Genomic DNA, 26179 nt, shown 5'->3' on the forward strand with positions numbered 1-26179 from the left:
TCTGAGCTTACATAGCCACTACCAAGGACACTGCCCATGGACAGCCTGCGCCTTGCAGCTCTGCTGGCTTTGCTCGCCAGCCTCGGCGCCTGCGGCGAGACCGCCCGCCTGCAAGTCAACGACGGCAGCGGCCCCTCGCCGCAGCTGCCCAAGCCCAATGAAACGCTGCTGCCCACGGTCAACATCGCCCCGGCCATCGGGTGGCCGCCAGGCGCCAAACCGAAGGCGGCGGCCGGCACCCAGGTCAGCGCTTTCGCCGAGGGGCTGGACCACCCGCGCTGGCTATACGTCCTGCCTAATGGCGACGTATTGGTGGCCGAGACCAACGCACCGCCCAAGCCCGACGATGGCAAAGGCATCCGCGGCTGGGTCATGACCAAGGTGATGAAGCGCGCGGGTGCGGGCGTGCCGAGCGCCAACCGCATCACCTTGCTGCGCGATGCCGACCATGACGGGGTGGCGGAGATCCGTATCCCGTTCATCGAGGGGCTCAACTCGCCCTTTGGCATGGCCTTGGTGGACAAGGACCTGTATGTCGCCGATACCGACAAGCTGCTGCGCTTTCATTACGAGCCGGGCGCCATGCAGCTGGACGCCCCCGGCCAGACAGTGACCGAGCTGCCCGGCGGGCGGCTGAACCACCACTGGACCAAGAACGTGATCGCCAGCCGCGATGGCCGCAAGCTGTACGTGACCGTCGGTTCCAACAGCAATGTCGGCGAAAACGGCATGGACAAGGAGCAAGGCCGCGCGGCGATCTGGGAAATCGACCGGGCCAGCGGCCAGCAGCGGGTTTTTGCCTCAGGCTTGCGCAACCCCAATGGCTTGGCCTGGGAGCCTCACAGCGGCGCCTTGTGGACAGCGGTCAACGAACGTGACGAAATCGGCAGCGATCTTGTGCCCGACTACATCACCTCGGTGAAAGACGGCGGCTTCTACGGCTGGCCATACAGCTACTACGGGCAGCATGTGGATGCACGGGTGAAACCCCAAGATCCGGCCAAGGTAGCCACGGCCATTGCGCCCGATTACGCTGTTGGCCCGCATACAGCCTCCCTGGGGCTGGCGTTCGCCCAAACCGGGGGACTACCACCGCCCTTCGAGCAAGGCGCCTTCGTCGGCCAGCATGGCTCGTGGAACCGCAAGCCGCACAGCGGCTACAAGGTGATTTTCGTGCCCTTCAACGACCAGGGGAAGCCGGCGGGCATGCCGCTTGACCTGCTCAGCGGCTTCGTCGATGACCAGGGCAAGGCCATGGGGCGGCCGGTGGGGGTCATCAACGATAATCGCGGCGGCGTGCTGGTGGCCGATGACGTGGGCAATGTGGTCTGGCGAATCAGCAAGGCCCCCTGAAGAACCTGCCGCAAGGGCCGGCCTCAGGGATTCTGTGCCAGATGCCCGGGTGGCAACACCCGCTTGGCCTGCAGATAGGCCTTGGCCCAGTAGCTGCTGGAGAGGTAGTCCAGGCGCACCGTGCCGCCGGTCGATGGGGCATGCACGAAACGCCCCTCGCCCACATAGATACCGGCATGGCTGACCTGTGCCCCGCCATTGGTGGCGAAGAACACCAGGTCGCCGGACTGCAGGGCGTTGATATCGATGCTGGGCGCACGCATGACGATCATGTCGCGGGTGGTGCGTGGCAGGCTGATGCCCGCGGCATCACGGTACACGTAGCCGATCAGGCCGCTGCAATCGAACCCGGAATCCGGGGTGTTGCCGCCCCAGCGATAGGGTGTGCCGACCAAACCGATTGCGCGGAACAGTACATCTTCAGCCGCAGGCGACGCCGCCGGCTGTTGGCTGAAGACAACCGATTGCTTGACCGGCGCCGGGGCCGGTGCACGGCTGGAGCAGGCGGCAAGCAGTGCCACCAGCGAAAGAACTGCGAAGCGCGCCAACATCACCATGATGCGAACGTCCTGTCAGGCAAGCTGCGGCCACGGCCGAAGCTGAAAAGAGGTGAGAATTTAGATTAGACGCTTTCTGTAAATGCGCACGGCGGCGAGCTTTTCAGCTACGCCGCCGCGGCAGGGTACAGCATTTTGATATCAAATCAATTGCGCGAGATCGTGGTCGGTGCCATGGCCAGCGCGCGCTTGGCTTCGATGAAGGTCTTGCTCCAGTAGCGATCGCCGAGGCTGTCGATGCGCACGCCACCGCTGCGGCGGCTGCTGGAGTGGATGAACTGGTTGTCGCCCAGGTAGATGCCAGCGTGGCTGACGCGGCCACGGCCATTGGTGCTGAAGAACAGCAGGTCGCCTGGCTTGAGCTTGTTACGCGCGACTTTGGGGGCGTCGACGTTGATCATCTCGCGGGTCGAGCGCGGCAGGTTCATGCCCGCCTCTTCACGGAACAGGTAACCGATGAAGCCGCTGCAATCGAAGCCCTGCTCGGTGGTGCCGCCGAAGCGGTAGCGGGTACCGATCAGCGCCATGCCGCGCTCAAGGATGCTGTCGGCCAGGACCGGGAGCTGGTAAGGCTTGCTGCTGGAGAAAGTATTGAGATCGTCGTCGCTGGCCAGCTCTTCCTCGGTGAATACGGAAGAAGCCGAAGCCTTGGCCTTGACCGAATGCTCGGCGGCCAGATAGTGATCCTGCGACGGGGTGGTTGGGCCTTGGGAGGCGCAACCAAAAAGAAGGGTGACAAGTGCAAGTGGCACGAGGGGTGCGAAGCGCTTCAGCATGGGCACGACCGTGTCTGTAGTCCTTTAGAAGGGGGAAACTATGCCTTCTATCAGAACCATTTGCAAATTTTATCGAAAAAGATGTGACTTTTCCGTTTTGACGCTCTGGCACCGTGTTTTCAGGGCTACCAACCCAAGGTTTCCTTGAGGAAGGGAATGGTCAGCTTGCGCTGGGCCTGAAGCGAGGCCTGGTCGAGGCGTTCGAGCAGGTCGAACAGCGCGCCCATGCTGCGCGTGCCACGGGTGAGGATGAAATGGCCGACCTCGTCGGTCAGGTGCAGCCCGCGCCGCGAAGCACGCAGTTGCAGGGCGCGCAGCTTGTCCTCGTCGGACATCCCGCGCATCTGGAAGATCAGCGCCAGGGTGAGCCGCGATTTGAGGTCAGGGAGTTTGATCGGCAATTCGCGCGGTGAACTGGAGGCAGCCAGGAGCAAGCGCCGGCCGCTGTCACGCAGGCGGTTGAACAGGTGGAACATGGCCTCTTCCCAATCCGCCTTGCCAGCGATCACATGCAGGTCGTCGATGCACACCAGCTCGTACTGTTCGAGATGGTCGAGCAGTTCCACGCCGCGTTCGATCAATTGTGCCAGTGGCAAGTAGACCGCCGGCTCGCCGCGTTGCTGAAAACGCTGGGTGGCGGCCTGCAACAGGTGGGTGCGCCCAACACCCTGCTTGCCCCACAGGTAGATGAGGCTCTCGGTCCAGCCGGCGTCGGCTTCGCAGAGCCGCTCGACATAGCCCAGTGCCGCGGCATTGGCGCCGGGGTAGTAGTTGATGAAGGTGGCGTCGTCGCGCAGACGCACACCCAGGGGCAACTGGATCGGTTTCATGCTGGCGGGCGGTCACGAGGACCACAGGGGGCCTTTGGTCAAGAGTGTGCAAAGTCTATACCCGCAATGCCGACGGCACAATCGGTGAGGGGAATAGCCCAAGTAAAATCAAGATGTTGCGTTAGTTTCAAGCGCATCGCGGGGCAAGCCCGCTGCCACCTCATTGGTGGCAGCGGGCTTGCCCCGCGAGGGGTCACAGGTCCGGGTCGATGTCCCCGGCATACATGTCCGACTCCTTGTACAGGTCATGCACATGGCGCAGCAGCACCATGATCACCGCCGCCACCGGCAATGCCAGCAATACGCCAGTGAAACCGAACAACTCGCCCCCGGCGAGGATGGCGAAGATCACCGCCACCGGGTGCAGGCCGATGCGGTCGCCCACCAACAAGGGTGTCAGCACCATGCCTTCCAGGGCCTGACCGACCATGAACACCGCGACGATACCAAGCATCGGGTACAGATCGCCGCTGAACTGGAACAGCCCAGCCACCAATGCCGCGCCAATGCCAATGATGAAGCCCATGTACGGCACGATGGCCGCCAGCCCCGCCAGCATGCCGATCAGCAGGCCCAGCTCCAGGCCCACCAGCATCAGCCCGGTGGAATAGATGACACCCAACGCCAGCATCACCAGCAACTGACCGCGTACGAACGCCCCCAGCACTTCGTGGCATTCGCCCGCCAACCCCACCACCTGTGGCTCGCGCTGACGCGGCAGCAGGCTGCGCAGCTTGGCCATCATCAGGTCCCAGTCACGCAGCAGGTAGAAGCCCACCACCGGGATCAGCACCAGGTTGGCCAGCCAGCCGATCAGCGCCAGGCTCGACGCCGTGGCCTGGGACAGCAGCACACCGACGATATCGGTGGTCTGTCCCATGTGCTCGCCGATGGCGGACTTGATCTTGTCGAACTTCCAGAAGCCATCGGCTAGGCCCAGCCGGCTCTGCGCCCACGGCAGAGCCACGTGCTGCAGCCAGTCGAGCATCTGCGGCGCCAGCTCGTACAAGCGCACCAGCTGCTTGGCCAGCATGGGGATCAGCACCAGCAGCAGGGCCAGGAAGATCAAGGTGAACAGGCTGAACACCACCACCACGCCCCAGGTGCGTGACAGCCCGAGGCGCTCCAGGCGGTCGACCAGCGGATCGGCCAGGTAGGCGAGCAGGATCCCCACCAGGAAGGGCGAAAGGATGTTGTGCAGGAAGTACAGCAGTACAGCGACAAGCAGGGCCGCGCCCAGCCCGATCCAACGACGCGTATCCATCATGTTCAAGTTTCCTTACCAGCGAAAACGCAAGCCGTCGAACGGCTTGGGGGGTGCGGGAGGTGGGGTCGCGCCAGGCTCGCTTGGCGCAGAGGGCGCTGGCGTGACCGCCGTGGGTTCCGCAGGCAGCTCCTGCAATTTGGCCAGGCTCAACTGGGCACGCAGTTGGTCGCGGTTGCCGGTCACGGCGTAGGTCAGCGTGCCACCCTCGGCCATGCGCAAGCGCGCGCCATAAGGTTCGAGCACCTGGCCGAGCTGGGCATAGCGCTGCAGGTTCATGCCCTGCACCTGAACCTGCAGCTCACTGCCAGCACCTGGGCGGGACACATAGCGTGGCGCCAGGCGGTTGCTCACCGCCAGCAGAACGGCGTCGGCCAGGGCGGCCTGGTCGGCGCCTTCGGCGTTGCCCTGTTCGCGCTGGTCGCCCAGCCACAGCTGCCACTTGCCCTGCCATTTGCCATCGGCTTCTTGGGCATGCACCGCCAGCAGGGCATTGGCGCCATAACGCTCGGAGGCCTCGCGCAGCGGCCCGGGATCCTTGCCTTCAAGCTGCTTGGCGTTGGCCACCAGCTGCTCTTGCAGGTCGGCCAGCGGCAGGCGCAGTGGCAGGCCACGGTGCTGGGCGGCGCGGCGCAGCGGTTCGGCGGCGGCCTGGCCGTCACCGACCAGGCTGCTGCCGTCGACGTTTTCATTCAGCCACCAGCCGAGGATCGACGGCCGGTTGCTGCCCCACAGGGCCAACCCGGCCTGGCGCAGGGCACGCTCGGTGCTGCCGGGGTCGAATTCGACCAATACCGACTCCGGCGGCCCCGCCTCGGTGCCGACCTGGTTGATGATCTGTTGCGGGTCCTTGCGCAGGTTGGCCAGTGCCGGGCTCTGCGGCGCCTTGGGGTCGCCGGTCAGGCGCAGCACCAGGGTGTCCAACGCCTTGGCGGTGGCCTGGGCGCGGGCCTCGCTGCCCTGCCCTTCGATGGGTTCACGGACCTGGTACAACCCGGAGACGGTGTCGGCCTGCGCCGCGACGCCGACCAGCGCCAGGCACCCGGCCGCAATGAATGTGAAAAGACGCATGGAGGATTCCTGTCCGTTTTTGAGCTGCAAGCCGCACGCTTGAAGCTGCAAGAAAAGCCGTTCAAACCTCAAGCCGCGGGTCTTGCAACTTGAAGCTCGTGGCTTGCAGCTTATACAGCAGTGGCCAGATCAACCACCCAAACGGATTTTTCCCCCAATTTGCGGCCTGCCCGTCGGCCTGAGGATGGCCGCGTGGGGGCAACCCTGATAAAATCGCGCGCCTTCGCAGACCAGTGACGAACAGGCAGCCGCACTCATTGCAGTCGGTCTTGGCCGTCGTGGTCGTTTTCTAAGAATCCCTCCCTCTTAAAGGCCTGGATCAATGAGCAAGCAACCCTCCCTGAGCTACAAGGACGCCGGTGTAGACATCGACGCCGGCGAAGCACTGGTCGAACGCATCAAGGGCGTCGCCAAGCGCACCGCACGCCCTGAAGTCATGGGTGGCCTGGGCGGCTTCGGCGCCCTCTGCGAGATCCCGGCCGGCTACAAGCAGCCGGTGCTGGTCTCCGGCACCGACGGCGTCGGCACCAAGCTGCGCCTGGCACTGAACCTGAACAAGCACGACAGCATCGGCCAGGACCTGGTCGCCATGTGCGTCAACGACCTGGTGGTGTGCGGCGCCGAGCCGCTGTTCTTCCTCGACTACTACGCCACCGGCAAGCTCAACGTCGACGTGGCCGCTACCGTGGTCACCGGCATTGGCGCCGGTTGCGAGCTGGCCGGCTGCTCGCTGGTCGGTGGTGAAACCGCCGAGATGCCAGGCATGTACGAAGGCGAAGACTACGACCTGGCCGGTTTCTGTGTCGGCGTGGTGGAAAAAGCGGACATCATCGACGGCTCGAAAGTGGCCACCGGCGACGCCCTGCTCGCCCTGCCCTCCTCCGGCCCGCACTCCAACGGCTACTCGCTGATCCGCAAGATCCTCGAAGTGTCCGGCACCGACATCGAGAACACCCAGCTCGACGGCAAGCCGCTGACCGACCTGCTGATGGCCCCCACCCGCATCTACGTCAAGCCCCTGCTGCAGCTGATCAAACAGACCGGCGCGGTCAAGGCCATGGCCCACATCACCGGCGGCGGCCTGCTGGACAACATCCCACGCGTGCTGCCAAAAGGCGCCCAGGCCGTGGTCGACGTCGCCAGCTGGCAGCGCCCGGCGGTGTTCGACTTCCTCCAGGAAAAAGGCAACGTCGACGAGCACGAAATGCACCGCGTGCTGAACTGCGGCGTGGGCATGGTCATCTGCGTAGCCCAGGACCAGGTCGACAACGCCCTTAACGTGCTGCGTGCCGCCGGTGAGCAACCGTGGGTCATCGGCAAGATCGCCGAGGCCGCCGAAGGTGCCGCCCAGGTCGAACTGCAGAACCTCAAGGCACACTGATGCCGAGCAAGACCTGCAACGTCGTGGTACTGCTGTCGGGTTCCGGCAGCAACCTGCAAGCGCTGATCGACAGCAACAGCGCCAGTGACAGCCCGGCACGCATCCGCGCGGTGATTTCCAACCGCGCCGATGCCTACGGCCTGGAACGTGCCAAGGCCGCCGGTATCGACACCGCAGTGCTCGAGCACACCGGTTTCGACGGCCGCGAAGCCTTCGATGCAGCGCTGATGGCGCTGATCGACGGCTTCGATCCCGACCTGGTGGTGCTGGCCGGTTTCATGCGCATCTTGAGTGGTGGCTTCGTGCGCCACTATCAAGGCCGCCTGCTGAACATACATCCGTCACTGTTACCCAAGTACAAAGGCCTGCACACCCACCAGCGCGCGCTGGAAGCGGGGGATGCCGAGCACGGCTGCAGCGTGCACTTCGTCACCGAGGAACTCGATGGCGGGCCTTTGGTCGTACAGGCTGTGGTTCCGGTCGCTGCGGATGACACCGTGCAGACACTCGCCCAGCGCGTGCATGTGCAGGAACACCAGATCTACCCGCTGGCAGTGCACTGGTTCGCCGAAGGACGCTTGCGTCTGGGCCAACAGGGTGCATTACTGGATGGCCAGCCGCTGGCGGCCAGCGGTCACTTGATTCGATCCTAGGAGAATTTATGCGTCGCGCCCTGCTCTTGGCTCTCGCCGTGCTCGCCCTGCCCCTCCAGGCAGCTGATCTGAAGCCTTTCGCGGCCAGCTACACGGCTGACTGGAAGCAGCTGCCCATGAGCGGCACTGCCGAGCGCAGCCTGGTAAAGAACGCCAACGGTACCTGGGACCTTAACTTCAAGGCCTCCATGATGATCGCCAGCCTCTCCGAGCAAAGCACCCTCAAGCTCGACAACGACACCCTGCTGCCGCAGAAGTACCACTTCGAGCGCGGTGGCCTGGGCAAGGCGAAGAAGGTCGACCTGACTTTCGACTGGGCGAGCAAGAAGGTCACAGGCAGCGACCGTGGTGATGCGATCAGCCTGCCGCTCAACCGCGGTGTGCTGGACAAGTCCTCTTACCAGCTGGCCCTGCAGCATGACGTGGCCGCCGGCAAGAAGAGCATGACCTACCAGGTGGTCGACGGTGACGAGATCGACACCTACGACTTCCGTGTGCTGGGCTCGGAGAAAGTCACCACCAAGACCGGCCAGGTCGACGCCATCAAGGTCGAGCGCGTGCGCGACCCGAGCCAGAGCAAGCGCATCACCGAGCTGTGGTTCGCCAAGGATTGGGACTACCTGCTGGTGCAATTGCGCCAGGTCGAGACCGATGGCAAGGAGTACGTGATCGTGCTGCAAGATGGCACGGTCGATGGCAAGGCGGTCAAGGGCAACTGATCAGCAATGCCCGCAACACCCGAAGCCCCGCCTTGTGCGGGGCTTTTCTTTGCAGCAGACAGCGCCCGCTCTTACAGGGAACGCGTTTAACTGCCAGTGCTTCATGAAACTTGTTTCATCGCCGTTTAATTTACTTAGCCTGCTAACAAATTCTATAAAGAAGGCCTGCGACACGCTGTCGCAGCCAACCCAAGCAGTGGAGTTTGACGATGACAGTCCAAGTAACCGAACGCGACGAATCGAAAATGTCCCACGAAGGCCTGGCCGCCGGTGTGCGCATCTGGGATGTGCATCAGCAGGGCCAACTGGTCGGCATGTTCCATGAAGAACACCTGGCCCACCAGTACCGCAACGAACTGGAAGTCCTGGAAAACCAGCGCACAGCCCAGTGACACCGCCTTCAAACAAAAAACCCCGCCTAGGCGGGGTTTTTCATGCTTACCACATCAGATCGTCGGGGATCTTGTAGGCCGCGTACGGATCATCGGCTTCGTCGGCTTCCTCGACGTGGGTGTTGAGCAGCAGGATGCGATTGGGGTCACGCTCCTGGATCTTCACCGCGGCCTCGCGGGGGATCACTTCGTAGCCGCCGCCATGGGCGACGATGGCCAGCGCGCCGTTGCTCAGCTTGCTGCGCATCAGGGCGTTGACGGCGATGCGCTTGACCTTCTTGTCATCGACGAAGTTGAAGTAGTCCTCGGTGGTGAGCTTGGGCAGGCGTGTCGCTTCGATCAATTGCTTGACCTGCGCGGCGCGGGCCTTCTGCTCGGCCTTCTCCTGGACCTGGCGGTTCAGCTCCTGGTCTTTCTTGGCCTTTTCGGCCTGGGCTTGTTTGGCCAGGCGCTGCTGGCTGTCGTCCACCTCGACCTGGCCTTTGTGCTCCAGGCGTTTCTGCTTCTTCTCAGCCTTGTTGGTCTGGGAAACTTGTTTCTGGTTGACCAGGCCGGCTTTGAGCAACTGGTCGCGAAGGGAAAGGCTCATGGGTGTTCACTCACTTAGGCATCGGCTCAGCCGCAGCTGGGCAGGTTCTTTTCCTGACGCTTGGCCTCACCCCACAGGGCGTCCAGCTCGTCGAGGGTACGATCTTGGATGGACAGGCCCTGCTCGCGCAATGCCTGTTCGATGAATCGGAAACGCCGCTCGAACTTGCGGTTGGCGCGGCGCAGGGCGTTTTCCGGGTCGTGCTTGAGGTGACGGGCCAGGTTGACGGTGGCGAACAGCAGGTCGCCCAGCTCGTCTTCCAGCGCATCGCTGTCGCCATCGGCCATCGCCTGCAGGACTTCGTCGAGCTCTTCGCGCACCTTGTCCAGCACCGGCAGCGCGTCAGGCCAGTCGAAACCGACCGTGGCGGCACGTTTTTGCAGCTTGGCGGCGCGGGACAGCGCAGGCAGCGCCGCCGGCACGTCGTCGAGCAGCGACAGTTGTTCGGGCTCGCTGTTCTCGGCGCGTTCCTCGGCCTTGATTTCCTCCCAGCGCGACTTGACCTGGGCTTCGCTCAGCGAGGGTGTATCGAGCGGCGCGTAGAGTTCACCGGTGGGGAATACATGCGGGTGGCGGCGAATCAGCTTGCGGGTGATCGAGTCGACCACACCGGCGAACTCGAAACGCCCTTCTTCGCGCGCCAGCTGGCTGTAATAGACCACCTGGAACAGCAGGTCGCCCAACTCGCCCTGCAAGTGGGCGAAATCACCCCGCTCGATGGTATCGGCGACTTCGTAGGCTTCTTCGATGGTGTGCTGGACGATACTGGCGTAGTTCTGCTTGAGGTCCCAAGGGCAGCCGTATTGCGGGTCGCGCAGGCGGGCCATCAGGTGCAGCAGGTCGTCGAGGGTGTAGGTCATAAAGGTTTGTTCCTGGGCGAGGGCTTCGCCCTCGATCGCTGGCAAGCCAGCTCCCACAACATCCTGTGGGAGCCGGCTTGCCGGCGATGGGCCGCAACGCGGCCCCGATTCTCAAGGGGTACGGTTACGCCGCGTCTCGATGATGTTGGGCAACTGCGAGATCCGCCCGAGCAAACGCCCGAGGGCGTCCAGGCCGGGGATCTCGATGGTCAGCGACATCAAGGCGGTGTTGTCTTCCTTGTTCGAGCGGGTATTGACCGCCAGCACGTTGATCTTCTCGTTGAGCAGCACCTGCGACACATCGCGCAACAGGCCCGGGCGGTCGTAGGCGCGGATCACGATGTCGACCGGATATGTCTGCACCGGGATCGGCCCCCAGCTGACCTGGATCATCCGCTCCGGTTCCTTGCCCGCCAGTTGCAGCACCGAGGCGCAGTCCTGGCGGTGGATGCTCACGCCGCGGCCCTGGGTGATGTAGCCGACGATGGCATCGCCCGGCAGCGGCTGGCAGCAACCGGCCATTTGCGTGAGCAGGTTGCCGACGCCCTGGATCTGGATGTCGTTGCGCTTGCCCGCGCGAATGCCCCGGGCCTGGCGCGGCACCAGCTCTACCGGTTCGATGCGCTCGGGTTCGAGCAACTGCTGGGCGGCGTTGACCATGTGCGCCAGGCGCAGGTCGCCCGCCCCCAGCGCTGCGAACATGTCTTCGGCGGTCTTGACGTTGGCCTTCTCGGCCAGGCGCTCGAAGTCCACCTGGGGTAGGCCCAGGCGGCTGAGCTCACGCTCGATCAGGGTCTTGCCGGCGGCGACGTTCTGGTCGCGGGCTTGCAGCTTGAACCAGTGGACGATCTTCGCTCGCGCCCGCGAGGTGGTCACGTAGCCTAAGTTGGAGTTCAGCCAGTCACGGCTCGGGTTGCCGTGCTTGCTGGTGATGATCTCCACCTGCTCGCCAGTTTGCAGGCTGTAGTTCAGCGGCACGATGCGCCCGTTGATCTTGGCGCCACGGCAGTTGTGGCCGATCTCGGTGTGCACGCGGTAGGCGAAGTCCAGCGGCGTGGCGCCCTTGGGCAGGTCGATGGCGTGGCCGTCGGGGGTGAATACATAGACCCGGTCCGGCTCGATATCGACGCGCAGCTGTTCGGCCAGGCCGCCAATGTCGCCCAGCTCTTCATGCCACTCGAGCACCTGGCGCAACCAGGAAATCTTCTCTTCGTAGTGGTTGGAGCTGGGCTTGACGTCGGTGCCCTTGTAGCGCCAATGCGCGCACACCCCAAGCTCGGCCTCTTCGTGCATGGCGTGGGTGCGGATCTGCACTTCCAGCACCTTGCCCTCGGGGCCGATCACCGCAGTATGCAGCGAGCGGTAGCCGTTTTCCTTGGGGTTGGCGATGTAGTCGTCGAACTCTTTGGGGATGTGCCGCCACAGGGTGTGGACGATGCCCAGCGCGGTGTAGCAGTCGCGCACTTCCGGCACCAGCACACGCACCGCGCGCACGTCGTAGATCTGGCTAAACTCCAGGCCCTTGCGCTGCATCTTGCGCCAGATCGAATAGATGTGTTTCGCCCGGCCACTGATGTCGGCCTTCACGCCGGTGGCCAGCAGCTCGTTCTGCAACTGGTTCATCACGTCGCTGATGAAGCGCTCGCGGTCCAGCCGGCGCTCGTGCAGCAGCTTGGCGATTTGCTTGTACTGGTCGGGTTCGAGGTAGCGGAACGAGAGGTCTTCGAGCTCCCACTTGATATGGCCGATGCCCAGGCGGTGGGCCAGCGGCGCGTAGATGTCGAACACCTCGCGGGCTACGCGCAGGCGCTTTTCATCGTCGGCGGCCTTCACCGCGCGAATGGCGCAGGTACGTTCGGCGAGCTTGATCAGCGCCACACGCACGTCATCGACCATCGCCACCAGCATCTTGCGCAGGTTCTCGACCTGCGCCTGCGAGCCCAGTACCAGTGACTGGCGGGGGCTGAGGCTGGCACTGATGGCGGCCATGCGCAGCACACCGTCGATCAGCTTGGACACTACCGGGCCGAAACGCTGGCCAACCTCAGCCAGCGTGACCTTGCCCTCGCGCACCGAGCGGTAGATGACTGCGGCGACCAGCGAATCCTGGTCGAGCTTCAGGTCGGCGAGGATTTCGGCGATCTCCAGCCCTGCCTGGAAGCTCGACGTGCCATCGGCCCAGGAATGCTTGGCCGGGTTGCCCTTCTTCTCGACTTCCTGGGCGAACTCGCACGCTTGCTTGAGCGCCGGGCGATCAAGCTGCGAATCGACGCTCACCACATGATCGAGCCATGCTTCGAGATTGATACTGCCGTCGGTGTTGACCGGCTGGTGCACTCTCACCTGTACCATCTTTGTTTTACCTTTCCCTACAGTGCACCACGCGGGTGCACTGGTTTTCACCTGTGCCGCCCTCACTCCCTGAGTGCCGCACCAAGAAGGCCAGCCTGGCTAGCCTGCCTCGAATAACGCCATGGCCTCGACATGCGCCGTCTGAGGAAACATGTCGAGAATCCCGGCCCTTTTTAACCGGTACCCCTGCCCGACCAGCACCTGCGCGTCTCGCGCCAGCGTGGCGGGGTTGCACGATACGTAGACCAGCCGCTTCGCGCCGAGCCGAGCGATGCCTTGCACCACCTCGTAGGCCCCGTCGCGCGGTGGATCCAAGAGTACCGCAGAAAAGCCTTCGGCGACCCATTCGGCGCCGGCCAAAGGCTGCGATAAATCGGCCTGAAAAAACCGTGCGTTATGCACATTGTTGCTGCTGGCGTTGGCTTCGGCACGCTCGACCATCGCCTGCACACCCTCCACCGCCACCACTTCGCGCGCCTGACGCGCCAGCGGCAGGGCAAAGTTGCCCAGGCCACAGAACAGGTCGAGCACTCGCTCGTCGCCTTGCGGTGCCAGCCAGGCCAAGGCCTGCTGGATCATCAGCGTGTTGACCTGGGCATTGACCTGGACGAAGTCGCCCGGGCGCCAGGCCAGTTCCAGCCCCCAAGGCTCCAGCGTGAACCCCAGCTTCGCCGCAGCGTCCACCGGGGCCGGCTCACCTTCGCCCTGCAGCCACAACTGGGCGCCGGCTTCGCGGCAGAATGCGTCAAGGCGCGCCAGGTCGTCAGCGGGAAGCGCTGCCACATGACGCACCAACAGTGCCTCGGCGGTACCGCTGAACAATTCCACATGCCCCAGTGCCTGCGGCTTGCTCAAGCTGCGCAATACGGTTGGCAGGTGGCGGAAAATGTTCTGCAAGGGTTGTACCAGCACCGGGCAGTCGTCGATGGCGACGATGTCCTGGCTGGCCTCGGCGCGAAAACCCACATCGAGTTGGCGCGCCTTGGCGTCCCAGCGCACGGCGACCCGCGCCCGCCGCCGGTAGCCGAATTCCGGCCCGCTCAGGGGGGCGGCCCATTCTTCGGGCTGCAGGCCTGCCACCCGTTGCAGTTGCTCGGCCAGCAGGCGCTGCTTGAGCGCCAACTGCCCCTCATGGGGCAGGTGCTGGAGGTTGCAGCCGCCGCAGCGGTCATAGTGGCGGCAAGGTGCCTCGCGACGCTCGGCGCTGGCCTGGAACACCCGCTCGAGGCGCGCCTCGACCACCTTGCCCCGGGCGGCGAGCACCCGGGCTTCGACCTCCTCCCCGGCCAGTGCGCCGCTGACGAACCAGGTACGGCCTTCGAAGAAGGCGATGCCGCGCCCGTCACCGGCCAGGCGCTCGATGACCAGGCGCTGCTTCTTGCCCACCGGAATCTGCGTGGAGCGGTTGCCGCCGGCCGGCTGGAAGCGCAGGCCGCTGTTGCTTTTCTTTCTGGACATCAGATGGGATCGAACAGGCCGGTGGAGAGATAACGGTCGCCGCGGTCGCAGATGATGGCGACCATCACCGCGTGCTCGACTTCCTGGGACAGGCGCAGCATCGCCGCCACCGCGCCGCCAGAGGAGACGCCACAGAAAATGCCTTCTTCACGGGCCAGGCGACGGGTGGTCTCCTCGGCCTCGTGCTGGGACATGTCGACCACGCGGTCGACCCGGGTGGCGTCGAAGATCTTCGGCAGGTACTCGTGGGGCCAGCGGCGAATGCCGGGGATGGCCGAGCCTTCCATCGGTTGCAGGCCGACGATCTGCACCTGCGGGTTCTGCTCCTTGAGGTACTGCGAGCAGCCCATGATGGTGCCGGTGGTGCCCATGGAGCTGATGAAATGGGTGATGGTGCCCTGGGTTTGCTGCCAGATCTCGGGGCCGGTGCTGTTGTAGTGGGCGATCGGGTTGTCGCCATTGGCGAACTGATCGAGCACCAGGCCACGGCCTTCGGCCTGCAGTTTTTCGGCGAGGTCGCGCGCCCCTTCCATGCCCTCTTCCTTGGTCACCAGGATCAGCTCGGCGCCATAGGCGGTCATGGCCGCCTTGCGTTCGGCGGTGGAGTTGTCCGGCATGATCAGGATCATCTTGTAGCCCTTGATCGCCGCCGCCATGGCCAGGGCAATACCGGTGTTGCCGGAGGTGGCTTCGATGAGGGTGTCGCCTGGCTTGATCTGGCCACGCAGCTCGGCGCGAGTGATCATCGACAACGCCGGGCGGTCCTTGACCGAACCCGCCGGGTTGTTGCCTTCGAGCTTGAGCAGCAGGGTGTTGCTGGTGTTCCCCGCGATGCGCTGCAGGCGAACCAGAGGCGTGTGGCCGACGCAATCGGCGATGGTTGGGTACTGCAGGGTCATGGGCGTTTTCGCAATCCGGACGGCAGGGGCGCCTATCATACCGGCAAACCCCGCGCGGCCATATCACGCAATTGTCGGACGCTATAGCCGATGGCTATAAGCCGTGAAACGCTTCACTTGCAGGGGCAGTTGCCTTGCTCAAAATCTAAAGCACCCGCACGCCCCGTGTGGGAGCGGCGAACCGCCGCGCCCACACAAATCACGCCGTCGTCTCGCTCTGCACCGGCTCGCAGGCCGCCAGGCGCATGCACACGCGCAAGCCGTGCTCGCCGTTCAATGCCCACACTCTCCCGCCCTGGCGCTGGATGGCATTGCGCGCGATGCTCAGGCCAAGCCCGAAACCGCCATCCCCTGGCCGTGAGCCGTCGAGCCGCGAGAACGGCGCGAAAATCCGCTCCAGGTCATCGTCGGCCACGCCACCGCCCTGGTCTTCCAGGTCAATGCGCCAGTAACCGCCGTCGCGTCGCCCGCTCAGCTTCACCACGCCATTGGCGGGTGAGTGGCGGATGGCGTTGCGCAGCATGTTCTCCAGCGCCTGGGCCAGGTCGTTGAGGTTGCCCTGCACCCAGCAGTCGAGCGGCAATGCGCAATGCAGATGCTGCGCCGGCCAGCCACTTTCATAGCAAGCGTTCTCGCTGAGCATGTCCCACAGCACCGGTAGCTGGATCGGCTCGAGGTTCATCGGCGCGCGCTCGGCATCCTGCCAGGCCAGTTGCAGGGTGCATTCGACCAGCTGCTGCATGCCGTCAACCTCGCGGTGCAAACGCTCGCGCAAGCGCCCAAGGTCGGTTTCACCCTCGCAAGCCACACGCAGGCGGCTCAGTGGCGTGCGCATCTCGTGGGAGAGGTCACGCAGCAATTGCTGTTGCAGCGCCACGGTCCCTTGCAGGCGCTCGGCCATCTGGTCGAAGGCCCGCGCCAGCTCGCCGAGTTCGTCGCGGCGCCGGGTGGTGCCAGGGTCCAGGCGCGCGGTGAGCTGGTCGGCGCGCCAGGCCCTGGCCTGTTCGCGCAGCTGGTTCAGCGGCACGATCAACATGCGGTACAGGCCGACGCACAACAGCAGGGTGAACAGCCCGGGGATGATGCCGTTGGTGATGACCCGCCAGAACAATCGGTACTGGCCCGGGTTGAAACGCTCTGGCAACTCGATCACCAGCGAGCCTTGCTCCGGGCTGTTGGGGAACGGCAAGCGCAGCCAGGGCTGGCCAATGGTGCGCCGGCTCATCGGCCAGTCGACACCGCGCAGGCGGGTCAGGTGCTGGACCTGGGCAGCGCTGAGGCCGGCGCTACCCAGTGGCTGCAGATCGCCGTCGAGCACACCGACCCAGCCCTGCTCACGCTGGCGCATGCCGGCCAGCCAGCGGTCCACCCCCGCCTGGCCGTCATCGCGCCAGGCCTGCTCCGCCTCGCTGGCATAGCCGCGCAAGACCTCGCGTGCCGGCTCGGCGAGAAAGGCGTTCTGGGTTTCCATGTGCCGGCCCCAGGTGTAGCTCAGGCCGATCATCAGCAGGCAGAAGCCCACCAGCAGGATGGCCAGTTTCCAGAACAGCGAGTGGCGATCGAGCACGGCTCAGTCCGCCTCGCCCGCGCCGAACAGGTAACCCTTGCCCCACACCGTGCGCACCTGGCACTCGTGGTAGCCGATGGCTTTGAGCTTGCGGCGGATCTGGCTGACGTGCATGTCCAGGCTGCGGTCGTGACGCGCATAGCCTCGCTGCAACACCTGCTGATAGAGAAACGCCTTGCTCAGCACTTCGCCGTGGCTCTGGTGCAAGGTTTCCAGCAGGCGAAACTCGCTGGGCGTGAGGCCGGCCCAGGCGCCGTCCAGGCTGACGTCGCAGGTTTGCTCATCGAAGCGCAGCTGCCCCGCGGGCACCTCCTGGGCGGGCCGACCACGGCGCTCGAATGCCACCCGCCGCAGGATCGCCTCGATGCGCACACGCAGTTCAGTAAAGCTGAACGGCTTGGGCAGGTAGTCATCGGCGCCGCGCTCGAAGCCGCTGATGCGATCGGCCTCGGCCCCCAGCGCCGACATCAGGATGACCGGCGTGGCGCTGTGCCGACGCAACCTGGCCAGGGCGTCCAGGCCATTGAGCCCCGGCAGCAGGATGTCCATCAGCACCAGGTCGAAGGCCTGCCGCGCGGCAGTTTCCAGGCCCTCCAGGCCGCTGCGGCACCAGGTCACCTGGTAACCGCCGCGCTGCAACTCTTCGTGCAGGTAGGCGCCGAGGACCGGATCATCTTCGATGGCGAGGATAGTGGATGAGTTGATCGTTACGGGATGCATTGGCAACTGCCATCAATTCTCAGTTACGCGATTATTGGGCAAGCCTGCTTGCCAAGCAACCACGGCACGACCGGCGTGGTGGGTATAGAGCAATCATCTGCTGGCTCACATGCCCCCTGTAGGAGCGGCCTCGTGCCGCGAAAGGGCCGCAAAGCGGCCCCAGGATTTCCAATACGCCTCAAGCCTGCTGGGGCCGCTACGCGGCCCTTTCGCGACACAAGGCCGCTCCTACAGGAGTCACGTATTTCAGCGTTCTAACCAAACAAAAACAGATACAAATGAGTGCATTGCCCGGGCACCCGGAGTAACGTTCCCGCTCTAGTGCGAACCGCGCACCAGGCACATGACAGGAGACAGGTGTGCTCGACCGTTTGGGAATCCGCAGCCGCGTGCTGCTATTGGCCCTGCTGCCCGCCAGCCTGATGGCCCTGGTGCTGGGCAGCTATTTCACCTGGTTGCAGCAAAGTGAATTGCGCACCCAGTTGCTGCAACGCGGCAAGATGATCGCCGAACAACTGGCCCCGCTGGCCGCCCCGGCCCTCGCCAACCCCGCCCCGGCGCAACTGGAGCGCATCGCCGCCCAGGCCCTGGAGCAGACCGACGTGCGCGCCGTGGCCTTCCTCGCCGCCGACCGATCGCGGCTGGCCCACGCCGGCCCCAGCATGCTCAACCAGCCACCGAGCGGCGGTACTGGCACGCAGTTGCTGCAACGCACCGGTAATGACGCCACCCGCTACCTGATGCCGGTGTTCGGCCATCACCGCGACCTGGCCGCCAGCGATGCCGTGCCCGCCGAGGCCGAGCGTCTGCTCGGCTGGGTGGAGATCGAACTGTCCCACGACGGCACCCTGCTACGCGGCTACCGCAACCTGTTCACCAGCCTGCTGCTGATCCTCGCCTGCCTGGGCCTGACCGGGCTGCTCGCCGTGCGCATGAGCCGCACCATCAACGGCCCGATCAACCGCATCAAGCATACGGTCAACCAGCTCAAGGACGGCCACCTCGACGAGCGCCTGCCGGCGATGGGCAGCCATGAGCTCGACGAGCTTGCCGCCGGCATCAACCGCATGGCCGAAACCCTGCACAGCGCCCATGAAGAGCTGCAGCACAGCATCGACCAGGCCACCGAAGATGTACGCCAGAACCTGGAAACCATCGAGATCCAGAACATCGAGCTGGACATGGCGCGCAAGGAGGCCCTTGAGGCCAGCCGCATCAAGTCCGAGTTCCTCGCCAACATGAGCCACGAGATCCGCACCCCGCTCAACGGCATCCTGGGCTTTACCCACCTGCTGCAAAAAAGCGAACTCACCCCGCGCCAGCTCGACTACTTGGGCACCATCGAGAAGTCCGCCGACAACCTGCTGGGGATCATCAACGAGATCCTCGACTTCTCCAAAATCGAGGCCGGCAAGCTGGTGCTCGACAGCATCCCGTTCAACCTGCGCGACCTGATCCAGGACACCCTGACCATCCTCGCCCCGGCCGCCCACGCCAAGCAGCTGGAGCTGCTCAGCCTGGTGTACCGCGACACCCCACTGTCGCTGGTCGGTGACCCGCTGCGGCTCAAGCAGATCCTCACCAATCTGGTGAGCAATGCGATCAAGTTCACCCGTGAAGGCACGATCGTCGTACGCGCCATGCTCGAAGACGAGCAGGAAGACAGCGTGCAATTGCGCATCAGCGTGCAGGACACCGGCATCGGCCTGTCGCCGCAAGACGTGCGCACCCTGTTCCAGGCCTTCAGCCAGGCCGACAACTCGCTGTCGCGCCAGCCCGGCGGCACCGGCCTGGGGCTGGTGATCTCCAAGCGCCTGATCGAGCAGATGGGCGGCGAGATCGGCGTCGACAGCACCCCTGGCGAAGGCTCGCAGTTCTGGATCAGCCTCAACTTGCCACGGGCCCACGACGATGCCGAAGAGCAACCGCTGCAGGCGCTGCTCGGTCGCCGCGTGGCGGTGGTGGATGGCCACGACCTGGCCCGCCAGGCGCTGGAGCATCAGCTGGAAGATTGCGGCCTTTCGCCATTTCTCTTCACCTCCTACGACCAGTTGCTGCACGCCGTGCAGGCGGCGGCGCAGGCCGGGCAGCCGTTCGAGTTCGCCGTACTCGGCGCCAATCTGGGCAGCCTGTCGCCCGAGCAGCTCGGCCAGTACCAGCAGCACCTCGACCGCCTGGGCTGCCAGTGCGTGGTGCTGTGCCCGACCACCGAGCAGACCCTGTACCACCCCTACCTGCCCAACGCCCACGGCCAGCTGCTGGCCAAGCCGACCTGTACCCGCAAGTTGCGCCGGCTGTTGCTGGAGCTGGTGCAGCCACGCCGCCCCCTGCCCGAACCACGCATCGCCACGGGCCAGCGCGTGCCAAAGATCCTCTGCGTCGATGACAACCCGGCCAACTTGCTGCTGGTGCGCACCCTGCTCGAAGGCATGGGCGCCGAAGTACTGGCGGTGGACAGCGGCTTCGCCGCGGTACAGGCAGTGCAGGACGAACCTTTCGACCTGGTGCTGATGGATGTGCAGATGCCGGGCATGGACGGCCGGGCCTGCACCGAGCAGATCCGTCAGTGGGAAAACAGCCAGAGCGGCCCGGCACTGCCGATCGTCGCCCTCACCGCCCATGCCATGGCCAACGAGAAGCGCGCCTTGCTGCACAGTGGCATGGACGACTACCTGACCAAGCCGATCAGCGAGCGCCAACTGGCCCAGGTGGTGATGAAATGGACCGGCCTGAGCCTGGGTGCACCGCAACCCGAACGCGCCTCCGAGCGCCTGCCGGAGAGCCGTGAGCTGAAGGTGCTGGACCCAGAGGAAGGTTTGCGCCTGGCGGCTGGCAAGGCCGACCTGGCCGCGGACATGCTGACCATGCTGCTGGCTTCGCTGGAACCTGAACGCAACGCCATTCGCGCTGCCCGCGAAGCCTGCGACCGCACGGCGATGATCGAGCGTGTGCATCGCCTCAATGGCGCCTCGCGCTATTGCGGGGTACCGCAACTGCGCGCGGCCTGCCAGCAGAGCGAAACCTTGCTCAAGCAGGACAGCCCACAGGCGCAACAGGCGTTGGATGAGCTGGACCGGGCGATCGAGCGGCTCGCCGCGCAGGCCCAGTTGAGTGCCTGATAGCGGGGCAAGCCCGCTCCCACATCGCCGTTGTGGGAGCGGGCTTGCCCCGCGACTGGCTCGGTACAGCCGCTGCAGATCAATGCCCATCCTGTTCAATTGGCTAGAATGGCGGCGTTGCCCCTAGAAGGAACCCGACCATGCGCGCTCTGTTGTTCAGCAGTCAGCACTACGACCAGGAAAGCTTCACCCGTGCCGCCGCTGGCACAGCCCTGGAGCTGCACTACCAGCCGGCTCGCCTGACCCTCGACACTGCCGCCTTGGCCTGCGGTTTCGACGTGGTCTGCGCCTTCATCAACGATGAACTTGACGCCTCGGTGATCGAGCGCCTGACCGCCGGTGGCACGCGCCTTATCGCCCTGCGTTCGGCCGGCTACAACCATGTCGACCTGGCTGCCGCACGGCGCCTGGGGATTGCCGTGGTTCGCGTTCCAGCCTATTCGCCGCATGCCGTCGCCGAACATGCCGTGGCATTGATCCTGGCCCTCAATCGCCGCCTGCACCGGGCTTACAACCGCACCCGCGAGGGCGATTTCACCCTGCATGGGCTGACCGGCTTCGACTTGCACGGCAAGACTGTCGGCGTGGTCGGCACCGGGCAGATCGGCGCGGCCTTCGCCCGCATCATGGCCGGCTTCGGCTGTCAGTTGCTGGCGTACGATCCGTACCCCAACCCCGAGCTGATCGCCCTGGGTGCCCGCTACCTGGAACTGCCCGACCTGCTGCGTGAAGCGCGGATCATCAGCCTGCACTGCCCGCTGACCGAGCACACCCGGCACCTGATCAATACGCGCAGCCTGGCCCAACTGCAACCCGGCGCCATGTTGATCAACACCGGCCGCGGCGCGCTGGTCGACACCCCGGCGCTGATCGACGCACTCAAGTGCGGCCAGCTCGGCTACCTGGGCCTGGATGTGTATGAAGAAGAAGCGCAGTTGTTCTTCGAGGACCGCTCCGACCTGCCGTTGCAGGACGACGTACTGGCGCGGCTGCTGACCTTCCCCAATGTGATCGTCACCGCCCACCAGGCCTTCCTGACCCGCGAGGCACTGGATGCCATCGCCGCGACCACCCTGGACAACATCACCCGCTGGGCGGCAGGCAATCCGCAGAACATCGTCGAAGGTTGATGCTAGGATACGCGGCAATTCTGGAGGACCCATGGTCGAACACGATTTCCGCTACACCCTTTTCAACCCGCAACACACCCTGATCGAGTGCCGCGCGCTGGTGCCAGGCCGTTACCAGGTCACCGGCAACGGCGGCTCGATCCAGAAGGACGACGTGCTGCTGGTCTCCCTCAAAGGCAGCAAGACCCTGTCGATGCGCCTGACCGTGGAAACCGTGCGCCACCTGATCAACCCGAGCGGCCAGTGGGTCGCCGTGGCCAAGGGCCCGGTGTTCAACGAGCTGGAAATCCTCGAATGGCAGGTCAAGTGCGACAGCTGCGATGCGGTACTGGACTTCGAGTTCGCCGCCGAAGCCAAGCTGGGCAAGAAAGGCCACGCACCGGCCGCCAGCGCCCGTGTGGCAGAGCTGGGCTGGGCCAGCCAGGGCGACAAGCACCTGTGCCCACAGTGCCAGGAGCGCGGTTGAGTGAAACAGCTGTTGAGCGCCGCGCTGATCGCCGGCGGCCTGATGGGCTGCGCCTCGCAGCCTTCGCCGCTGCAACAGGAACAGAGCTATGTGCTGGAGTGGATCGGTGAACGCCCGCTGATCGACTACAGCCACCTGACACTGACGCTGGCCGACGATGGCCGCGCCTACGGCAACGCCGGCTGCAACCATTGGTTCGCGCCGTACACGCTGGAAGGTGAGCACATCAGCTTCGGCAAGGTCGGCAAGACCCGCAAACTGTGCGCACCAGCGTTGATGGACCAGGAAAAACGCTTCCTGCAAGCGCTGGAAACGGTGCAGCGCTGGGATGTGTCGCCGATCGAGCAGATCCGCTTCTGGCCGGTCGAAGGCAAGCCGCTGCGCTTCTGGCCTGAGGAAGGCTGATCGGGCCTCTTCGCCGGCAAGCCGGCTCCCACAAAGGCAGCGAGAACCCTGTGGGAGCCGGCTTGCCGGCGATGGCCGCGACGCGGCCCGGGCCCGCTATCAGGCGCCGCCCTTGAGCGCCTTGATCTTCGCTTGCAGCCCTTCGAGGGTCTGCTCGCCCATCAACTGCTCACGCACCTTGCCCTTGTCGTCGATGATGTAGGTCACCGGCAGCGCCTCGCTGCGCGGCAGCTCGTAGCGCTCGGCCGGGTCCTGGGCGAGCACGGTGAAGGCGATGCCCAGGGTGTCGGCAGCCGTCTTCAGGTCAGCGCCCTGCAAACCATCGAAGTTCACCCCCACCACCTTGATGCCCTGGGCTTCCCACTGCTTGGCCGCGGCGTTCAGTTCAGGGATTTCCGTGCGGCACGGGCCACACCATTCGGCCCAGTAGTTGAGCACCAGCCAGTGCCCGTCGATCTGCTGCGCCTTTACCGTGTTGCCGTGCTGGTCCACGCCGTAGTCCGCACCGCAGCCGCCAAGCAACAGGCTTGCGGTGATGGCCAGTGCTACTGCCAAACGCCTTGCCATGGGTCAATCCTTCTCGAAGTTTTCAAGCATTGAAGTCGATCGCTGCGGTTAGAATAGCCGCCACACCCTGCTGGATGCGACCCGCCATGACCGATCTGACCCTGTATCATAACCCGCGTTGCTCGAAATCCCGTGGCGCCCTGGAGCTGCTCGAGGCACAAGGCTTGTCGCCCACAATCGTGCGCTACCTCGAAACCCCGCCGGATGCCGCCACCCTCAAGCAACTGCTGGGCAAGCTGGGCATCACTGCGCGCCAGCTGCTGCGCACCGGCGAAGACGAATACAAGGCCCTCGACCTGGCCAATCCGGCCCTGACCGACGCCCAGCTGATCGAGGCCATGACCCAGCACCCCAAGCTGATCGAACGCCCCATTCTCGTCGCAGGTGACAAGGCCGTGGTCGGCCGCCCACCGGAGAAGGTCCTGGAGATCCTGCCGTGAGCGCCCCCTACATCCTGGTGCTGTATTACAGCCGCCACGGCTCGACCAGCGAGATGGCCCGGCACATCGCCCGCGGCATCGAGATGGCCGGCCTGGAAGCTCGCCTACGCACCGTGCCGGCGATCTCCACCGAATGCGAAGCCGTGGCCCCGGACATCCCGGCCAGCGGTGCGCTGTACGCCACCCTCGACGACCTGCGCCACTGCGCGGGCCTGGCCATGGGCAGCCCGACCCGCTTCGGCAACATGGCCGCGCCATTGAAGTACTTCCTCGACGGCACCAGCAGCTTGTGGCTGGGTGGCGAGCTGGTGGGTAAGCCGGCAGCGGTGTTCACCTCCACTGCCAGCCTGCATGGCGGCCAGGAAACCACCCTGCTGTCGATGCTGCTGCCGCTGATGCACCACGGCATGCTGGTGCTGGGCCTGCCCTACAGCGAGTCGGCGCTGCTGGAAACCCGCGGCGGCGGCACCCCGTATGGTGCGAGCCACCATGCCGGCGCCGATGGCAAGCGCGAGCTGGACCAACACGAGATCGCCCTGTGCCGGGCGCTGGGTCAGCGGTTGGCCAACACTGCCAAGGCCCTGGGTGGTGAGCGTGGCTAGAAAACCCAAGGTGCTGCCGCCGCTGGACTGGCTGGCGCCACGGGTGCGCCTGACCCGGGCCCTGAGCCTGGCCTGCTTCTTTGGCTTGATCGCATTGCTGGTGGTGAACAACCTGTGGTTCGCCAACCTGCACGGGGCGCGGGTCGAAGTGATCCTGGCCATCGAGCTGATCCCCCTGCTGCTGCTGTTGCCGGGCATGCTGCTGGGCAGCGCCCGGGCGCATGCCTGGACCTGCTTCGTGGTGAACATCTACTTCATCAAGGGCGTGCTGGCGGCGTTCGACCCGGCGCGGGCGGTGTTTGGCTGGGTGGAGGTGCTGGTGAGCCTGGGGTTGTTCGTGGCCGGGCTGCTGTATGTGCGCTGGAAGTTTCAGTTCGAGCGGCGCATGGCCGGCGAAGGGCGCTGAATTCATCGCGGGGCAAGCCCGCTCCCACAACCTTACGTGGGAGCGGGCTTGCCCCGCGATGGCCATTACAGCCTGAGTCAATGGTTGACGGTATGCGCCAGCATCACTGACAACTGGCACAGCGGTCGCCCGCTTTCTGTGTGCCACTGGTTGAACGCTTCCTGCACCAGCGCCAGGTCGCGCTGGCTGGTCGGTGGCTTGTCGATGATCTTCTGCGCGATCAGCGCCGCCGCCATGTCGTCGGTGGGGATGAAGGTATCCTTGCCGACCATGCGCAGGAAGCGCGGCGCCGACAACCCGCCCAGCTGGTTGCCATGCTTGGCCAGGTACTTCCATAACCCCACGATGTCGGTCACCGGCCAGTCGGCGATGAATGCACCGAAACTGCCGTGCGCCTTGGCCACATCCAGCACCATCTGCGCATTGCGCGGCACGCTCTTGAGCTTGCCCAGGTGGCGGATGATGCGCTCGTCGTGCATCAGCCGCTCCAGGTGCTCGGCGCCCATCAACACCACCTTTTCCGGATCGAAGTCGAAGAACACCTGCTCGAACGCCGGCCACTTGGCGTCCACCAGGCTGTGCTTGAGCCCGGCGCGGAACACCCGCAGGGCCAGGGTGGACAGGTAGCGATCATTTGCGATGTCGCGCAACTGCGCGGGCGTGCGCGGCTGCGGCAGGAAGGCTTCCAGCGCCTCGGCAGAGCCGAAGCGGTTCAGGCAGTACTCATGCAGCCACGGGTAGTCGCGCATGGGTCAGAGGTTGACCACGTCGAGGAAGCGCGGGGTGGCGTTTTCGTCGATCGTAAGGCTGGTGAAGTCGAACAGGTTGCGGTCGGCCAGTTGCGACGGCGCCACGTTCTGCATCGCGCGGAAGATGCTTTCGGTGCGGCCCGGGTGCTTGCGCTCCCACTCCACCAGCATGTCCTTGACCACCTGGCGCTGCAGGTTCTCCTGCGAGCCGCACAGGTTGCACGGGATGATGGGGAATTCCTTCATGTCCGAGTAGGCCTGAATATCCTTCTCGCTGCAGTAGGCCAGCGGGCGGATCACCACGTTGCGGCCGTCGTCGGCACGCAGCTTGGGTGGCATGCCCTTGAGCGCGCCGTTGAAGAACATGTTGAGGAAGAAGGTCTCGACGATGTCGTCGCGGTGGTGCCCCAGGGCCATCTTGGTCGCGCCGATCTCGTCGGCGAAGGTGTACAGGGTGCCGCGGCGCAGGCGCGAGCACAGCGAGCAGGTGGTCTTGCCTTCGGGCACCAACTCCTTGACCACCGAGTAGGTGTCCTTCTCGACGATGTGGTACTCGACGCCCAGCTCTTTGAGATAGGCCGGCAGCACGTGCTCGGGGAAGCCTGGTTGCTTCTGGTCCATGTTCACCGCGACGATGTCGAACTTGATCGGCGCCACCTTCTGCAGGTGCAACAGAACGTCGAGCATGGTGTAGCTGTCCTTGCCGCCGGACAGGCAGACCATGACCTTGTCGCCATCCTCGATCATGTTGTAGTCGGTGATGGCTTCGCCAGCGAGGCGACGCAGGCGTTTTTGCAGTTTGTTCTGGTTGACCGAGAGGGTGCCCATAGCGCTTGGATCCGCGAGGTGTGACA

The 26179-nt window shown here is 64.8% G+C and carries 27 protein-coding genes; 12 read left to right on the forward strand and 15 right to left on the reverse strand.

Annotation, left to right across the window (positions count from 1 at the left end; translation table 11 throughout):
* The first annotated feature begins 36 nt into the window (after positions 1 to 36).
* Complete coding sequence (locus tag IX761_RS10075; protein WP_194789446.1) at positions 37 to 1353, forward strand: PQQ-dependent sugar dehydrogenase; 1317 nt, start codon at positions 37 to 39, stop codon at positions 1351 to 1353.
* Between the two features lie 23 nt (positions 1354 to 1376).
* Here the strand turns inward: IX761_RS10075 and IX761_RS10080 are convergent, their stop codons facing one another.
* From IX761_RS10080 to IX761_RS10100, 5 genes are all read right to left on the reverse strand, one after another.
* Positions 1377 to 1910, reverse strand: a complete 534-nt coding sequence (locus IX761_RS10080) for a C40 family peptidase (RefSeq protein ID WP_194789447.1) — start codon at positions 1908 to 1910, stop codon at positions 1377 to 1379.
* Positions 1911 to 2056: 146 nt separating this feature from the next.
* On the reverse strand, positions 2057 to 2686 hold the full coding sequence (locus IX761_RS10085) for a C40 family peptidase (RefSeq protein ID WP_194789448.1): 630 nt from the start codon (positions 2684 to 2686) through the stop codon (positions 2057 to 2059).
* A gap of 125 nt (positions 2687 to 2811) precedes the next feature.
* Positions 2812 to 3516: a DnaA regulatory inactivator Hda gene (gene hda, locus IX761_RS10090; RefSeq protein WP_194789449.1), complete on the reverse strand. Its 705-nt coding sequence runs from the start codon at positions 3514 to 3516 to the stop codon at positions 2812 to 2814.
* Between the two features lie 193 nt (positions 3517 to 3709).
* Positions 3710 to 4783, reverse strand: coding sequence for an AI-2E family transporter (locus IX761_RS10095; protein WP_194789450.1), 1074 nt, complete (start codon positions 4781 to 4783; stop codon positions 3710 to 3712).
* Positions 4784 to 4795: 12 nt separating this feature from the next.
* Positions 4796 to 5851 carry a DUF2066 domain-containing protein gene (locus tag IX761_RS10100; protein WP_194789451.1) on the reverse strand — a complete coding sequence of 352 codons (1056 nt, stop codon included), beginning with the start codon at positions 5849 to 5851 and terminating at the stop codon, positions 4796 to 4798.
* A 322-nt stretch (positions 5852 to 6173) separates the two neighbouring features.
* On the opposite strand from IX761_RS10100, the gene purM reads away from it, so the two are divergent.
* The 4 genes from purM (at position 6174) to IX761_RS10120 (ending at position 8996) form a co-directional block, all read left to right on the forward strand.
* On the forward strand, positions 6174 to 7232 hold the full coding sequence (purM, locus tag IX761_RS10105) for a phosphoribosylformylglycinamidine cyclo-ligase (RefSeq protein WP_194789452.1): 1059 nt from the start codon (positions 6174 to 6176) through the stop codon (positions 7230 to 7232).
* A complete protein-coding gene (gene purN, locus IX761_RS10110) occupies positions 7232 to 7885 on the forward strand; it encodes a phosphoribosylglycinamide formyltransferase (protein ID WP_194789453.1) in 654 nt (217 codons plus the stop codon). Before purM ends, purN begins: the two co-directional genes overlap by 1 nt.
* Positions 7886 to 7893: 8 nt before the next feature.
* Complete coding sequence (locus IX761_RS10115) at positions 7894 to 8604, forward strand: DUF3108 domain-containing protein (RefSeq protein ID WP_194789454.1); 711 nt, start codon at positions 7894 to 7896, stop codon at positions 8602 to 8604.
* Positions 8605 to 8813: 209 nt separating this feature from the next.
* Positions 8814 to 8996 carry a hypothetical protein gene (locus tag IX761_RS10120; RefSeq protein WP_194789455.1) on the forward strand — a complete coding sequence of 61 codons (183 nt, stop codon included), beginning with the start codon at positions 8814 to 8816 and terminating at the stop codon, positions 8994 to 8996.
* Positions 8997 to 9042: 46 nt separating this feature from the next.
* Here the strand turns inward: IX761_RS10120 and IX761_RS10125 are convergent, their stop codons facing one another.
* The 7 genes from IX761_RS10125 to IX761_RS10155 all read right to left on the reverse strand — a co-directional run bounded on the left by IX761_RS10125 (position 9043) and on the right by IX761_RS10155 (position 17441).
* Positions 9043 to 9585, reverse strand: a complete 543-nt coding sequence (locus tag IX761_RS10125; RefSeq protein WP_194789456.1) for a DUF2058 domain-containing protein — start codon at positions 9583 to 9585, stop codon at positions 9043 to 9045.
* 26 nt (positions 9586 to 9611) lie between these two features.
* The gene (gene mazG / locus IX761_RS10130) at positions 9612 to 10445 is read right to left on the reverse strand and encodes a nucleoside triphosphate pyrophosphohydrolase (RefSeq protein WP_194789457.1); all 834 of its coding nucleotides are present in this window, start codon (positions 10443 to 10445) and stop codon (positions 9612 to 9614) included.
* A 111-nt stretch (positions 10446 to 10556) separates the two neighbouring features.
* On the reverse strand, positions 10557 to 12797 hold the full coding sequence (gene relA / locus IX761_RS10135; protein ID WP_194789458.1) for a GTP diphosphokinase: 2241 nt from the start codon (positions 12795 to 12797) through the stop codon (positions 10557 to 10559).
* A gap of 99 nt (positions 12798 to 12896) precedes the next feature.
* Complete coding sequence (gene rlmD / locus IX761_RS10140; protein WP_194789459.1) at positions 12897 to 14255, reverse strand: 23S rRNA (uracil(1939)-C(5))-methyltransferase RlmD; 1359 nt, start codon at positions 14253 to 14255, stop codon at positions 12897 to 12899.
* On the reverse strand, positions 14255 to 15154 hold the full coding sequence (gene cysM / locus IX761_RS10145; RefSeq protein WP_194789460.1) for a cysteine synthase CysM: 900 nt from the start codon (positions 15152 to 15154) through the stop codon (positions 14255 to 14257). The genes rlmD and cysM overlap by 1 nt, the downstream gene beginning before the upstream one ends.
* A 199-nt stretch (positions 15155 to 15353) precedes the next feature.
* The gene (locus tag IX761_RS10150) at positions 15354 to 16721 is read right to left on the reverse strand and encodes a histidine kinase sensor domain-containing protein (protein ID WP_194789461.1); all 1368 of its coding nucleotides are present in this window, start codon (positions 16719 to 16721) and stop codon (positions 15354 to 15356) included.
* 3 nt (positions 16722 to 16724) lie between these two features.
* Entirely contained in the window at positions 16725 to 17441 is a 717-nt protein-coding gene (locus IX761_RS10155; protein ID WP_194789462.1) for a response regulator transcription factor, read from the reverse strand.
* A gap of 359 nt (positions 17442 to 17800) precedes the next feature.
* On the opposite strand from IX761_RS10155, the gene IX761_RS10160 reads away from it, so the two are divergent.
* The 4 genes from IX761_RS10160 to IX761_RS10175 all read left to right on the forward strand — a co-directional run bounded on the left by IX761_RS10160 (position 17801) and on the right by IX761_RS10175 (position 22561).
* Positions 17801 to 20560 carry a response regulator gene (locus IX761_RS10160; protein WP_194789463.1) on the forward strand — a complete coding sequence of 920 codons (2760 nt, stop codon included), beginning with the start codon at positions 17801 to 17803 and terminating at the stop codon, positions 20558 to 20560.
* A 140-nt stretch (positions 20561 to 20700) separates the two neighbouring features.
* Positions 20701 to 21690: a 2-hydroxyacid dehydrogenase gene (locus tag IX761_RS10165; protein ID WP_194789464.1), complete on the forward strand. Its 990-nt coding sequence runs from the start codon at positions 20701 to 20703 to the stop codon at positions 21688 to 21690.
* A gap of 31 nt (positions 21691 to 21721) precedes the next feature.
* Positions 21722 to 22156, forward strand: a complete 435-nt coding sequence (locus IX761_RS10170; protein WP_194789465.1) for a hypothetical protein — start codon at positions 21722 to 21724, stop codon at positions 22154 to 22156.
* Positions 22157 to 22561: an META domain-containing protein gene (locus tag IX761_RS10175; RefSeq protein ID WP_194789466.1), complete on the forward strand. Its 405-nt coding sequence runs from the start codon at positions 22157 to 22159 to the stop codon at positions 22559 to 22561.
* Positions 22562 to 22660: 99 nt separating this feature from the next.
* Here IX761_RS10175 and IX761_RS10180 read toward each other — a convergent pair whose 3' ends face one another.
* Positions 22661 to 23128, reverse strand: coding sequence for a TlpA disulfide reductase family protein (locus IX761_RS10180; RefSeq protein ID WP_194789467.1), 468 nt, complete (start codon positions 23126 to 23128; stop codon positions 22661 to 22663).
* An 86-nt stretch (positions 23129 to 23214) separates the two neighbouring features.
* On the opposite strand from IX761_RS10180, the gene arsC reads away from it, so the two are divergent.
* The 3 genes from arsC to IX761_RS10195 are packed head-to-tail and all read left to right on the forward strand — an operon-like array spanning position 23215 to position 24576.
* Complete coding sequence (gene arsC / locus IX761_RS10185; protein ID WP_194789468.1) at positions 23215 to 23568, forward strand: arsenate reductase (glutaredoxin); 354 nt, start codon at positions 23215 to 23217, stop codon at positions 23566 to 23568.
* A complete protein-coding gene (gene wrbA / locus IX761_RS10190) occupies positions 23565 to 24170 on the forward strand; it encodes an NAD(P)H:quinone oxidoreductase (RefSeq protein ID WP_194789469.1) in 606 nt (201 codons plus the stop codon). The genes arsC and wrbA overlap by 4 nt, the downstream gene beginning before the upstream one ends.
* Positions 24163 to 24576, forward strand: coding sequence for a DUF2069 domain-containing protein (locus IX761_RS10195; protein ID WP_194789470.1), 414 nt, complete (start codon positions 24163 to 24165; stop codon positions 24574 to 24576). The genes wrbA and IX761_RS10195 overlap by 8 nt, the downstream gene beginning before the upstream one ends.
* Before the next feature lie 77 nt (positions 24577 to 24653).
* Here the strand turns inward: IX761_RS10195 and IX761_RS10200 are convergent, their stop codons facing one another.
* Both IX761_RS10200 and ttcA read right to left on the reverse strand, forming a co-directional pair.
* On the reverse strand, positions 24654 to 25325 hold the full coding sequence (locus tag IX761_RS10200; protein ID WP_194789471.1) for a DNA-3-methyladenine glycosylase I: 672 nt from the start codon (positions 25323 to 25325) through the stop codon (positions 24654 to 24656).
* A gap of 3 nt (positions 25326 to 25328) precedes the next feature.
* On the reverse strand, positions 25329 to 26153 hold the full coding sequence (gene ttcA, locus IX761_RS10205; RefSeq protein ID WP_110993013.1) for a tRNA 2-thiocytidine(32) synthetase TtcA: 825 nt from the start codon (positions 26151 to 26153) through the stop codon (positions 25329 to 25331).
* Between the last annotated feature and the right edge of the window lie 26 nt (positions 26154 to 26179).

The organism is Pseudomonas sp. UFMG81 (assembly GCF_015354575.1).
Classification (GTDB): domain Bacteria; phylum Pseudomonadota; class Gammaproteobacteria; order Pseudomonadales; family Pseudomonadaceae; genus Aquipseudomonas.